10 protein-coding genes are annotated in these 12,978 nt (G+C 45.0%); 7 read left to right on the top strand and 3 right to left on the bottom strand.

Going from position 1 to position 12,978, the window contains the following annotated elements; genetic code table 11:
* Nucleotides 1–276: 276 nt before the first annotated feature.
* Together JEZ96_RS10070 and ubiG are read right to left on the bottom strand one after the other, a co-directional pair.
* Nucleotides 277–945: an HAD family hydrolase gene (locus JEZ96_RS10070; RefSeq protein ID WP_025007691.1), complete on the bottom strand. Its 669-nt coding sequence runs from the start codon at nucleotides 943–945 to the stop codon at nucleotides 277–279.
* A 1-nt stretch (nucleotide 946) separates the two neighbouring features.
* Complete coding sequence (gene ubiG, locus JEZ96_RS10065) at nucleotides 947–1,657, bottom strand: bifunctional 2-polyprenyl-6-hydroxyphenol methylase/3-demethylubiquinol 3-O-methyltransferase UbiG (protein WP_011919356.1); 711 nt, start codon at nucleotides 1,655–1,657, stop codon at nucleotides 947–949.
* A gap of 384 nt (nucleotides 1,658–2,041) precedes the next feature.
* Between ubiG and gyrA the strand changes: the two genes are divergently transcribed.
* From gyrA to JEZ96_RS10030, 7 genes are all read left to right on the top strand, one after another.
* Nucleotides 2,042–4,795: a DNA gyrase subunit A gene (gene gyrA, locus JEZ96_RS10060; protein ID WP_198779799.1), complete on the top strand. Its 2,754-nt coding sequence runs from the start codon at nucleotides 2,042–2,044 to the stop codon at nucleotides 4,793–4,795.
* Nucleotides 4,796–4,897: 102 nt separating this feature from the next.
* The gene (serC, locus tag JEZ96_RS10055) at nucleotides 4,898–5,989 is read left to right on the top strand and encodes a 3-phosphoserine/phosphohydroxythreonine transaminase (RefSeq protein WP_025007690.1); all 1,092 of its coding nucleotides are present in this window, start codon (nucleotides 4,898–4,900) and stop codon (nucleotides 5,987–5,989) included.
* Between the two features lie 338 nt (nucleotides 5,990–6,327).
* Nucleotides 6,328–8,001, top strand: coding sequence for a ribulokinase (locus JEZ96_RS10050; RefSeq protein WP_025007689.1), 1,674 nt, complete (start codon nucleotides 6,328–6,330; stop codon nucleotides 7,999–8,001).
* Nucleotide 8,002: 1 nt separating this feature from the next.
* The gene (locus JEZ96_RS10045; protein ID WP_011789271.1) at nucleotides 8,003–8,698 is read left to right on the top strand and encodes an L-ribulose-5-phosphate 4-epimerase; all 696 of its coding nucleotides are present in this window, start codon (nucleotides 8,003–8,005) and stop codon (nucleotides 8,696–8,698) included.
* Nucleotides 8,699–8,743: 45 nt separating this feature from the next.
* On the top strand, nucleotides 8,744–10,246 hold the full coding sequence (araA, locus tag JEZ96_RS10040; RefSeq protein WP_198779798.1) for an L-arabinose isomerase: 1,503 nt from the start codon (nucleotides 8,744–8,746) through the stop codon (nucleotides 10,244–10,246).
* 107 nt (nucleotides 10,247–10,353) lie between these two features.
* Nucleotides 10,354–10,959: a beta-phosphoglucomutase family hydrolase gene (locus JEZ96_RS10035; protein WP_011919352.1), complete on the top strand. Its 606-nt coding sequence runs from the start codon at nucleotides 10,354–10,356 to the stop codon at nucleotides 10,957–10,959.
* Between the two features lie 203 nt (nucleotides 10,960–11,162).
* Entirely contained in the window at nucleotides 11,163–11,879 is a 717-nt protein-coding gene (locus JEZ96_RS10030; protein ID WP_011789274.1) for a FadR/GntR family transcriptional regulator, read from the top strand.
* 74 nt (nucleotides 11,880–11,953) lie between these two features.
* On the opposite strand, the gene JEZ96_RS10025 is transcribed toward JEZ96_RS10030, so the two are convergent.
* On the bottom strand, nucleotides 11,954–12,889 hold the full coding sequence (locus tag JEZ96_RS10025; RefSeq protein ID WP_025007687.1) for a glycoside hydrolase family 43 protein: 936 nt from the start codon (nucleotides 12,887–12,889) through the stop codon (nucleotides 11,954–11,956).
* Between the last annotated feature and the right edge of the window lie 89 nt (nucleotides 12,890–12,978).

The following is a 12,978-nucleotide window of genomic DNA, read 5'->3' as shown; positions in this document are numbered from 1 at the left end:
TGAGTGGGGAGTTTTTAGTGTGTCTGATTGTTACCGATACACAAGATATGGTGTTTTAAATAATCTGAGATACAAGATAGTGAGGTTTGACGCTATTTGCAAGTTAGAATTTCGGGGGTATCTTGTGGATATCTTGAGGATAAGCAGTTGTGTTAGTAATGGCTAACCCTGAAGTGCTATTTCAGAGTAGCGTACATGATCCATGTCGACTTTTTGCGCGATCTCACTTGAGATCGCGATCGCTAAAATAAGCAGCAGTTCGATCAAACCACTCAACTAACGAGTTGCAACTAAAGCCTGATGGACAGCCAAAGGTGAACTAAATTGTGCCAATGCTGGCCAATTTTGTGGTTTATCTTCTTCCCCTAGATAACCCCATAATGCCACACCGCCTACCATACCTGCCGCTTTGGCGGCGAGTAAATCTCGTTCAGCATCTCCTAAGTACAGTATATGTTCAGGGGCGCAGTTAAGCTGCTGCGCACCCAGTAACATAGGTGCCGTATGGGGTTTAGCATAGCGGGTTGAATCGCCGCTGATAACAACTTGCATCCGCTGGTGCAAATTCAGTTTTCGAACCAGCGGGCGAGTAAAGCGCGCTGGTTTATTGGTAATAACGCCAAATGGCAGTTGCTGTAGCTCAAGCCAGTCGAGCAATACATCCATACCGGTAAATAATCGACAATGGTCGCCATTAATACGTTGATAGTGGGCGAGTAGCCCTTGCTGGATCTGAATACGCAGGGACTCATCAGCATTGGGGAGCGCGGCATCAACTAAGGCAAAACTGCCATGGGAAGCGGCGCTGCGTAATAGCTCGAAGGGTTTTGCTTCAATCCCCGCGTCACAGAGACTTAAGTTCAGTGCCTGCACAAGATCTGGCGCGGTATCGGCAAGCGTACCATCAAGATCAAACAGTACCGCTTTAACCTGTGACAAACTCATGTTAATCAACCTTCTGGGTTGCAATCATATAATTGACATCAACCCTTGGGGTGTACTTAAAAATGCCTGTTAGTGGGTTATAGGTTATTCCAACAGCGTCTTTGCAGATAAGATCTGTATTATCTACCAGCTCGATCAGCTCTGAGGGTTTGATAAATTTATTATGATCATGGGTGCCAACTGGTAGCATTTTTAGCAGGTATTCGGCACCTAAAATCGTTTCAACATAAGATCTTAGATTGCGGTTAATGGTTGAGAAAAATACGAAGCCACCGGGTTTTACCATATCGCAGCAAGCCTTGATGACCGATTGCGGATTAGGCACATGCTCGAGCATTTCCATGCAAGTTACCACATCGTAATAGCCTTGATGATCTTGGCTATGGGCTTCGGCCGTATTTTTTACATAAGTGATGTTTACACCGGTTTCCAGCGCGTGAAGACGCGCGACTTCTAAGGGTTCTTCACCCATATCCAGACCATCAACCTCGGCACCGATACGCGCCATGCTTTCAGATAAAATGCCTCCACCACAACCTACATCGAGCACTTTTTTACCGAAAATACCGCCAGCGGTTTGATCGATATAGTTTAAGCGCAGCGGGTTTAGTAGATGCAGCGGCTTAAATTCGCCGTTAAGATCCCACCAAGTCTCGGCCATACGTTCAAACTTTGCGATTTCCTGTGGGTCTACATTGGTATTATGTTGCATGGGATTACCTGAAGCGGCTGTATTGTGCGGCTATTATAACGACTATGATTGATAAACAAAGTGTTCGCTGGCTCTAAGTCCTTGTGGTTGAGTGAAATTTAGACAATTTTCATCTCTGTAGCAACTCACTGTGCCCTAAGTCGCCTTTTCTGTTTACAGATTAACCAAGGTTTGAGCTCAAATTGGCATAAAACCTTGTCTTTTTCCAAGTTCACAAGTCTAAATTGATAGTGTTTTCATCTATTAAGTTGCTTCCTTCTCAATTCGATAATGATAGGTCTGGCGACATTAAATAACTGTGTTAGAATGCCAAATCACGTTTTTGGGCTAGGCAATGATACGGATTATACGTTGTCGGCTATTTTTCAGGGGAACGAGCAGTTTATGACTGATCTGGCATCATCTATTTCGCCAATTAATATCGAAGACGAACTAAAGAATTCGTACCTTGATTACGCCATGAGCGTTATCGTGGGACGTGCATTACCAGACGTGCGCGACGGCTTAAAGCCGGTTCATCGCCGCGTTCTGTTTGCCATGAGTGAATTGAAGAACGATTGGAACAAGCCTTACAAAAAATCTGCCCGTGTGGTTGGTGACGTCATCGGTAAATATCACCCCCATGGTGATTCTGCTGTTTATGACACTATCGTCCGTATGGCCCAGCCATTCTCACTGCGTTATACCTTAGTAGACGGCCAAGGTAACTTCGGTTCGGTCGACGGTGACTCAGCGGCGGCAATGCGTTATACCGAAATCCGTATGGATAAGTTAGCGCACCAATTACTGGCCGATCTTGAAAAAGAGACAGTGGATTTCGTCCCTAACTACGACGGCACCGAACAAATTCCAGCCGTATTACCTACACGCGTACCTAACCTGTTAATTAACGGTTCATCAGGTATTGCGGTCGGTATGGCAACCAACATCCCACCCCACAACCTAACCGAAGTGGTCAAGGGCTGTTTGGCATTGATTGAAGAACCTTCACTGTCGATTGAACAGTTGATGGAATATATCCCAGGTCCAGATTTTCCCACTGCGGCGATTATCAATGGCCGTAAAGGAATTATTGATGCCTATAAAACGGGCCGTGGCCGCGCGATCATGCGTGCTCTGGCGGATATTGAAACAGAAGATAATGGCCGCGAGCGCATTATCGTCACTGAAATTCCTTATCAAGTGAACAAAGCCCGGTTAATCGAGAAGATTGCCGAGCTGGTGAAAGATAAAAAGCTTGAAGGGATAAGCGGTCTACGCGACGAGTCTGACAAAGACGGTATGCGTATTGTTATCGAAATTAAGCGCGGTGAAGTGGGCGAGGTCGTATTAAACAACCTGTATGCTCAAACGCAAATGCAATGCTCTTTCGGGATTAACATGGTGGCCCTGACCAATGGTCAGCCTAAACTGTTTAACCTTAAAGAAATGCTTGAATGCTTTATTTTGCATCGCCGTGAAGTAGTGACGCGTCGTACCGTTTTTGAATTACGTAAAGCCCGTGAGCGCGCCCATATTTTGGAAGCCTTAGCGGTAGCGCTCGCCAATATCGACCCAATTATTGCGCTGATCAAAGCCTCGCCAACGCCTGCTGATGCCAAAGTGAAATTGGTTGAGCAAGGTTGGGAATTAGGCCATGTTCAAGGCATGCTGGAAAAAGCGGGCGATGACGCCGCGCGTCCAGAGTGGTTAGAGCCACAATACGGTATTCGTGATGGTCAATACTTCCTGACTGAGCAACAAGCTCAGGCGATTCTGGAACTGCGTTTACACCGTTTGACCGGTCTTGAACACGATAAGATTATCGCTGAATACGAAGAATTACTCGAATTTATCGCGGGTCTGCTGTTTATTTTGCGCAGTCCTGAGCGTTTGATGGAAGTGATCAAAGAAGAGCTTGAGGAAATCCTAACGGAATACGGTGATGCTCGCCGCACAGTGATCAATGCCAACGAAATTGATATGAGTCTTGAAGATCTTATCAATGAAGAAGACGTTGTAGTGACCTTGTCTCACTTAGGTTATGCCAAATATCAACCATTGAGCGATTATCAAGCCCAGCGCCGTGGTGGTAAAGGTAAAGCGGCGACTAAAGTCAAAGACGAAGATTTCGTTGAAAAACTGCTGGTTGCCAATACCCATGACACCATTTTGTGCTTCTCTGACTTTGGTAAGATGTACTGGCTGAAAGTCTATCAATTACCACTGGCGAGCCGTACGGCCCGCGGTCGTCCAATTGTTAACTTGTTGCCGTTATCCGATGGCGAGCGCATCACTGCGATTCTGCCTGTGCGTGAATACGCGGCTGACAAGTACATCATCATGGCGACGTCAAACGGTACTGTGAAGAAAACCGCACTGACTGCTTATAGCAACCCACGTGCAAACGGCATTATCGCCGTTAATCTCAAAGACGGTGACCAACTGATCGGTGTCGATATCACTAACGGTGATGACGAAATCATGTTGTTCTCAAACGAAGGTAAAGTGGTTCGTTTTGGTGAGAAAGTTCGTGATTCTGAAACAGGCGAAGTGAAAACCGATCCTGAAACCGGTGAAGAAGTGTTGTCACTGCGTCCTATGGGCCGCACTGCAACAGGCGTTCGTGGTATCCGTTTAGAAGAAGGCCAGAAAGTCGTGTCGCTTATCGTACCGAAAGGCGATGGTGCGATTTTGACTGTGACTGAAAACGGTTACGGTAAACGGACTCAACTGTCTGAATACCCAGCGAAGAGCCGTGCGACTAAAGGTGTGGTATCAATCAAGGTGAGTGAGCGTAATGGCGCGGTCGTTGGCGCAGTACAAGTTGGCTCTAATGATGAAATCATGCTGATCAGTGATAAAGGAACGTTAGTCCGTACTCCGGCTAAGGGGGTTTCTATTATCGGTCGTAATACCCAAGGCGTGACTATTATTCGTACCGCAAGCGACGAGAAAGTGGTTGGTCTACAGCGTATTGATGAAATCCAAACTGATGAAGATGATGAAATCGAACTGGATGAAAATGGTTTGCCGATCGTTCCTGCGATCATTGAAGGTGAATTAGCCAATAATGAACCTCTTGACGATGATATCGACGAGGATGAACTGGACGACGATGAAGACGACGAACTTGCCGATGAGCAAGACGAAGACTAATTAAGTGCCTTTAAATCGAGCGTCCAATTGGACGCTCGTTTTTTTAAGGGCACAGTCATGTTATGAATACAAAAATCATGGTTGGAAATAAGGAGAGTGTCAGTGAGCGCGATTTATAATTTCTGTGCTGGACCTGCAATGTTACCTACTGCGGTAATGAAAAAAGCACAACAGGAATTACTTGATTGGAATGGCCAAGGCGTTTCCGTGATGGAGATAAGCCACAGAAGTAAAGAGTTTATCGCGCTGACTAAGCAAGCCGAGGCTGATTTACGTGAGTTGATGCATATTCCGGCCAATTACCATGTGCTATTTATGCACGGCGGTGGTCGTGGACAGTTCTCCGCTGTCGTGAATAATTTTTTAGGTAATAATGGTAGAGCACTGTATTTAGTCAGCGGCCAATGGTCATCTTCCGCCTTAGCTGAAGCTCAAAAACTGGCGGGTGATGCCCAAATTGATAGTCTAAATATTGTTGAAAAACACAATGGACTCAATGCTGTAGTATTGCCAGATCTCCATAAAATTGATGCCGATTATCGTTATGTTCACTACTGCCCAAATGAGACAGTAGATGGTATCGAAATTTTTGATGAGTTAGATAGTCCATGGCCAATCGTTGCCGATTTATCGTCAACCATTATGTCGCGCGAAATCGATGTTAGTCGTTATGGCTTGATTTACGCAGGTGCACAAAAAAACATTGGTCCATCGGGATTATCAATTGTTATCGTGCATGATGACATGCTCAAACTGCCGAGTTTAGTGCAATCGTCCATCATGGATTACCGTTTAGCCGTAGAACATGATTCTATGTTCAACACACCGCCAACCTTTGCTTGGTATCTCGCCGCTGAAGTCTTTGCTTGGCTTAAGTCCATTGGTGGCATTGTGAGTATTGCAAAAATTAATCAACAAAAAGCACAAATGCTGTACCAATGCATCGACAGTAATACCTTTTATCGTAATGGTGTTGTTGCTTCTAACCGTTCACAAATGAATGTGACCTTTCAGCTCGCTGATGAAACACTTGATGGTGAGTTCTTAAAGCAAGCACAAGTCGCAGGGCTCGTGGCCTTAAAAGGCCACCGAATTGTCGGCGGTATGCGCGCTAGCCTTTACAATGCTATGCCACTTGAGGGCGTTATCGCGTTAGTGAAGTTTATGAATGAGTTTGCCGCAAAGTACCGCTAACACAGGCTTATTTAAATATTAGCGATAAAGTCATGTTGATTTGACCGCGAAATATCCCAAAATATTTTTTCACTTTTTTGGGGTACCACCAAAAGATGTCAAGCAGTAAACAGCGAATGCCACAGTGCATTCGCTTTTTTTTATCCTCAAATCCTGAATAACTCCTCTTTTTCATCATCAAAAACCTCCCTTGCTGTTTGGTGATGTTAAAAAATTTATCATTCCCAATTAAAATAATATTGTAATACCATTAAGCTATAGTAGTATTGTAGTACTAAATGTTTTGATGTCATCTGCACTCACTTGGTTAGGGCAGAGTTCAATGTACGGGGATGCTAATGGCTAATGTTTTAGGGTCTTACGCGTTAGGGCTAGATTACGGCTCTGACTCAGTTCGCGCGTTATTGGTTGATACGCAGACAGGTGTAGAGGTTGCCACTAATGTGGTTTATTACCCACGTTGGAAAAAGGGGTTATTTTGCGATCCTGCTAAAAATCAATTTAGGCAGCATCCACTCGATTATATTGAAAGTTTAATTGACGTTGTTCAGGGACTCTGGACTAAAGCGCCACCGGGAGCCGCTGAAAAAGTGTGTGGTTTGAGTGTCGATACCACAGGTTCTACTCCGATTGCTGTCGATGAGTCAGGTATGGCATTGGCACTTAAAGACGAATTTGCTAATAACCCTAATGCAATGTTTTTACTCTGGAAAGACCATAGCGCTATTCTAGAGGCACAGCAAATTACTGCTGCGGCAAAGGTGGCTAAAGAAAATTATCTTAAATATGAGGGTGGGATCTACTCATCTGAGTGGTTCTGGGCCAAGGCTTTATATGTTCTGCGCCATGATACCGAAGTAAGACAAGCGGCATACAGTTGGGTTGAGCACTGTGATTGGATCACCGCGCTAATGACAGGCACAACTCACCCTAAGGTCTATAAGGCAGGGCGCTGTGCATCAGGGCATAAAGTCATGTGGCACGCGTCATGGAATGGGTATCCACCGAATGAATTTTTTGTTGGTATTGATCCATTGCTCGATGGTTTGCGTGATCGCTTACCCGTGGAAACCTGCACTTCAGATAAAGTCTGCGGTACTTTAATCCCTGAGTGGGCAGCCAATCTAGGATTATCGACCGATGTTATCGTGTCGTTCGGTGCGTTTGACTGCCATGCCGGTGCGGTTGGTGCCAATGTTAAAGCGGGCGTACTGACTAAGGTGATGGGGACATCGACCTGCGATATTACCGTTGCCAGTTATGAAGACATTGGTGAGCGGTGTATTAAAGGCATTTGTGGCCAAGTTGATGGTTCAGTGTTACCGGGGATGATTGGTCTTGAAGCAGGGCAGTCGGCCTTTGGCGATTTGTATGCTTGGTTTAAGGATCTCACCCTTTGGCCCATTAAACAGATCAATACCTCTGCACTATTTGACGATGAGGTGAAAGCTAAACTTATTGCACAACTTGAAGATGAAACCTTAGCAAAACTCGGTGAGGCCGCGGCTAATCTTCCCGTCAGTGAAACAGGCATTGTCGCGCTAGATTGGATTAACGGACGCCGTACCCCCGATGCCGATCAATCCGTTTCTATGGCGATCAGCGGCTTAACCATGGGTAGCCATGCACCGCACGTCTTTAAAGCCTTAGTCGAGGCCAGTGCCTACGGAGCAAGGGCGATTATTGAACGCTTTAAGGAGGAGGGGGTGCGGATAGATCATGTCGTGACCATTGGCGGCATCTCTAAAAAGTCTGATTTTATTATGCAAACCTGCGCGGATGTGTGGAATTGTAATATTGACGTGCTGGAAAGTGAACAAAGCTGTGCCTTAGGCGCCGCTATTTATGCCGCAACGGCGGCGGGTATTTATCCCGATGTATTAAGCGCTCAAGCTGTGATGGCTTCAAATGTAGCTAAAACCTATCAGTCTAATCCCATCAATGCAGAAAAATACCAAATGCTTTATCAAGCGTATCTAGCCCTAGGCCATTATGTTGATGGAGCGAAATAATATGTCATTTATAGAACTTAAACGCGAAGTTTATGAAGCCAATATGGAGCTCGAAAAGCGTCATTTAGTGACCTATACCTTTGGCAATGTGTCACAAATTGATCGCAAGCGTGGTGTCATCGGTATTAAGCCCAGCGGCGTACCCTACGAAGATCTTAAGGTTGAAGATATCGTTATTGTCGATCTTGAAAACCACATCGTCGAGGGACGTTTACGTCCATCATCTGACACTAAAACCCACACTTACTTGTATCGCCAGTGGGAAAGTATTGGGGGCATTACCCATACGCATTCCACCTATGCCACCGCATGGGCACAGGCGCAAATTGCAATCCCTTGTTTGGGTACCACTCAAGCCGATTATGTTTACGGCGAGATCCCCTGTACAGCTGTGATGCGTGATGACCAAATTAGTCGCGACTACGAAGAAGAAACTGGTGTACAGATTCTCGATTGTTTTGCTGATAGAAACCCGAGTGAGTCACCTATGGTCATTGTGGCAGGGCATGCACCATTTACGTGGGGAGACAGTGCCGCCAAATCTGTTTACCACGCCGTTCTGCTTGAAGAAATTGCCAGAATGGCATACCTCACTAAGACATTGTCACCGAATATAACATCATTAAAACAAGAGCTTATAGATAAGCACTATCTGCGTAAGCACGGCAAAGATGCTTACTATGGTCAAGACAAATAAGTTTCCTGTTCTGAATAACTGAATTTAAAGATGAGAGAGAGCGATATGAAAGCATTCAAACAAAAACAAGTGTGGTTTGTCACGGGGTCGCAGGAATTGTACGGGCCCAAAGTGTTAGAGCAAGTCGCAAAAAACAGTGAACAAATTGTCAACGGATTTAATCAGTCTGATGCAATTTCAATGGAAGTTGTCTATAAACCCACGGTTAAATCTCCCCGCGAAATTTACGCGGTGTGCCAAGCTGCTAACAGCGACGAAAACTGTGTCGGGATTATCCTGTGGATGCACACTTTCTCGCCAGCCAAAATGTGGATAGCGGGACTGAATGAACTCAGCAAACCTTTTATGCATTTGCATACTCAATTTAATGCCGAACTGCCTTGGGCCGACATTAATATGAATTATATGAACACTCACCAAAGTGCCCACGGTTGCCGCGAGTTTGGTTATATCGGCACTCGGATGCGTAAAGAGCGCAAAGTGGTTGTAGGGCATTGGCAAACAAACGATGTACAAGCCCAAGTGGATGATTGGTGCCGCGCGGCAGCAGGCTGGAACGAAAGTCAAAATCTTCGTATTGCTCGCTTTGGTGACAATATGCGCCAAGTGGCAGTGACCGAAGGTGATAAAGTTGCGGCACAAATTCAATTCGGTTACGAAGTGCATGCCTACAGTTTAGGCGAACTCAATGATGCCATTAATGCCATTAGCGAAAATGATATCACGGCTCAAATTGACCGCTATGCGAGCGAATATATTATTAGCAACGAATTGTTTAATGATGAATACCAACTCGATCGTTTAAGAAAAGAAGCCAAAATCGAACTCGGGTTAGCGCAGTTCTTAAAGGATGGCGAGTTTGGTGCTTTTACGAACTGCTTTGAAAACTTAACGGGAATGACGGGATTACCAGGGTTAGCGACACAGCGTTTGATGGCCAATGGTATTGGCTATGGCGGCGAAGGTGATTGGAAAACCGCTGCGATGGTACGCATCATGAAAGTGATGGGACAAGGCCGTGTTGGAGGTACTTCCTTTATGGAGGATTACACCTATAACTTCGGCGCGACGGATCAAGTGCTCGGCGCACATATGCTCGAAGTGTGTCCATCTATTGCTGCTAGCAAACCACGTTTAGAAGTGCATCGCCACACTATAGGTGTGCGCTGTGATGTGCCACGCTTACTGTTTACGGGGAGAGCGGGGCCTGCCATTAACGTATCGACAATCGATCTTGGTAATCGTTTCCGTATTATCCTCAACGAATTAGACACAGTGACACCGCCACAGGATTTACCAAACTTACCTGTTGCTTCTGCACTTTGGGAACCGCGTCCAAATTTGTCAATTGCAGCAGCGGCGTGGATCCATGCGGGCGGCGCGCATCACTCGGCCTATAGCCAAGCGATATCGACTGAAAACATTGTCGATTTTGCTGAAATGGCGGGGGCTGAATTAGTGATTATTGATGCCGACACTCAAATTCGTCAGTTCAAAAATGAATTACGTCAAAATTCCGTTTATTACGGCCTAGCAAGAGGGCTATAATTTATCTTCTTAAGTTAAGAGCCGCCCTAGGGCGGCTTTGTATTTTATGTCCGAAGCTGAGTTCTTTATTTGCTAATGGTTCCCCGTCCAAGAGGTTGAAACACAACATGTATACAAATTTTGATGGCATTATTTTTGATATGGATGGCACTTTGGTGGACAGCGGTCAGCTACATGAACAGGCATGGCGACAAACACTAAGTCACTTTGGGATCCCGATTGATGCAGCGTTAATGCGCTCTCTTGCTGGCGTACCGACCATTGGAACACTTGAAATACTTATCGCCCATTTTGGCGTCACGCCAACCGCAAGCTATGAAGCGATGAATGAGTATAAAGAAGCCTTGGTACGAGAAACCATGCATTTATATGTTAAGCCGACTCGTTTAATCGAGTTTGCTAAGCAAAATAAGGGGAAGCGTCCTATGGCGGTGGGAACGGGGGCCTATACTGGCGAAGCGGTTGAGATATTAACCTTGTGTGGTTTGCTTGAACTGGTCGATCATGTGGTAGGCGCAGATCAGGTCAGTGAACCCAAACCTGCTCCAGATACCTTTTTACGCTGCGCCGAATTGATGGGGATCGCGCCAGCGCGCTGCATCGTATTTGAAGATGCAAAAGCAGGTATTCAAGCGGCTAAGTCAGCAGGAATGTTTGTCGTCGATGTCCTTGTCGATTTTGATATCCAAAATGATTACTTTCTGACGGCATAGGCTTGGTTCAATTATTGGCTTATCCCTAAAAACCTAAACCAATGTTTTTCTTTGGTTGAAATCCCCATAAATTCTTGGCTTTATGAAAATTACCTGTTACGTTTTTAGGGAAAGGTAGTATTATAACATTAGATAAATCTTAGGTTTATCACCTATTCATCTAGATTGAGTTCGGCATATTTTCTAAGACAAAAGAGGGCGCAATGGCAAATCAGGCAAACAACCGACCGCAAAATATCCACAACTGGGTGGCTAGCGAACTGGGTTCTCGTATTGTTGGCGGTTTTTATGCACCAGGTGAATATATTCCTAATGAAAATACCATCTGTGAAGAACTTGAGGTCTCCCGTACATCGTTAAGGGAGGCATTTAAGGTGCTGACGGCTAAGGGGCTAATCGAATCTCGGCCGAAACTGGGTACCCGCATTCGTGAGCGTCGTCATTGGAACATGTTTGATCCTGTGATCTTAAACTGGTTTTCCCAATCTAAACCGTCGCCAGAGTTTTACACTTCGTTGTATGAAATTCGTGAGGTGTTTGAGCCAGCCGCCGCAGAATTGGCCGCTAAAAAACGTACGCCAGAGCAGCTTGAAATCATTGAAGCTGCCTATGCCAAAATGGAAGCCGCACAGCTGGGTACGGATGAGGTATATACCTCAGATATCGAGTTTCATATGGCGATTCTGGATGCCACCAATAACGAATTTATGGTGTCTTTGGGTGTCTCCATTCAATCGGCATTGCTGGAATTGTTTAGATTAAGCAGTACGATTCAAGATGATTTTCTACAATCACTTCCGGGTCATAAGGCCATTTATACCGCGATAGCGGCAGGAGACAGCGTGCGTGCCAAAGCCGAAATGAATAAGCTGCTGTCGACTTCCCAAGAAACATTAAAGAAAAATATTGAGCGAGACTAATCTGTTTGTTACATAAGGTGATCTTTGCCATTAGATCACCTTTTTGTTTTTCGCTGACATGAGGACTTAAACTGCTATTGTGCCGCTGAAATACCTTCTGTGGTCATATGAATACGTTTAATGGTGCCATCTTCATTGTAGTAGAGCGGGTCAATTGCCACAGAACGTCTAAACTCTCCACCATTATCCTGCGAAGCACCTGTGTGATAGATAAAGTAGGATTTGCCTTTAAATTCGATAATGGCTTGATGATTTGTCGGTGAATTACCGGCAACTTCATTAAGAATTCCTTGGTATTTCCAAGGGCCATTAATACTGTGACTGGTTGCATAGGCAATTTTTTCAGGAAAACCAGACGCATAGGAAAGATAATAAGTGTGATCTTTTTTATGGACCCAGAGTGCTTCAGTAAAGTTAGGCACATCAATAGAATGAATCGGCCCATCGAGTTCAATCATATTGGCTTTAAGTTTGGCATAACGAGGTTTAGTGTTCCCCCAAAATAAATAAGCTTGTTTGTCGTCATCGATAAACACGGCAGGGTCTATATCATCCCAATCGATATCAGTATCGGTTGTCATATCGTTAGTGATTAACGCAGTGCCTCTGGCGTCCTTGAAGGGGCCTAATGGACTATCTGCAACAGCTACACCAATGGCAAAACCATTAATTTTTGCGTGCCTTGCTGTGACAAACCAATAGAACTTACCTTCTTTTTCAATGACATGGCTAGCCCATGCATCACCTTTGGCCCAACTAAAATCTTTGACTGACAGTTTACTGCCATGCGCAGTCCAATTAACCATGTCCTTGGAGCTAAAGACTAACCAATCATGCATTTCAAAAAAGGTTTTGTTGTCTTTGGCCACATCATGTCCCGTATACAAGTACACAGTATCTTGATGAACGATTGCGGCGGGATCGGCAGTAAACACATCTGAAAACAACGGATTTGCCGCAAATGTCGCTGAGCTAAAGGCTAAGCAAATACTCAAAAGCGTTTTTTTCATAATTCCTCTATTGTTTTTTGACATTTTAGTATTATAGTAATACCAATACTTTTACTCGCTAGCAATCTTTAAAGTACGAATTGTTAACG

Source organism: Shewanella putrefaciens, from assembly GCF_016406325.1.
GTDB lineage: Bacteria > Pseudomonadota > Gammaproteobacteria > Enterobacterales > Shewanellaceae > Shewanella > Shewanella putrefaciens.
The sequence above is the reverse complement of the archived record's forward strand: the minus strand, read 5'-3'. Positions and strand labels throughout refer to the sequence as shown.

Coding starts and splice junctions, on each gene's coding strand:
- gyrA (WP_198779799.1), top strand. CDS start 2,042: ATGACTGATCTGGCATCATCTATTTCGCCAATTAATATCGAAGACGAA.
- JEZ96_RS10050 (WP_025007689.1), top strand. CDS start 6,328: ATGGCTAATGTTTTAGGGTCTTACGCGTTAGGGCTAGATTACGGCTCT.
- ubiG (WP_011919356.1), bottom strand. CDS start 1,657: ATGCAACATAATACCAATGTAGACCCACAGGAAATCGCAAAGTTTGAA.
- JEZ96_RS10045 (WP_011789271.1), top strand. CDS start 8,003: ATGTCATTTATAGAACTTAAACGCGAAGTTTATGAAGCCAATATGGAG.
- JEZ96_RS10025 (WP_025007687.1), bottom strand. CDS start 12,889: ATGAAAAAAACGCTTTTGAGTATTTGCTTAGCCTTTAGCTCAGCGACA.
- JEZ96_RS10035 (WP_011919352.1), top strand. CDS start 10,354: ATGTATACAAATTTTGATGGCATTATTTTTGATATGGATGGCACTTTG.
- JEZ96_RS10070 (WP_025007691.1), bottom strand. CDS start 945: ATGAGTTTGTCACAGGTTAAAGCGGTACTGTTTGATCTTGATGGTACG.
- JEZ96_RS10030 (WP_011789274.1), top strand. CDS start 11,163: ATGGCAAATCAGGCAAACAACCGACCGCAAAATATCCACAACTGGGTG.
- araA (WP_198779798.1), top strand. CDS start 8,744: ATGAAAGCATTCAAACAAAAACAAGTGTGGTTTGTCACGGGGTCGCAG.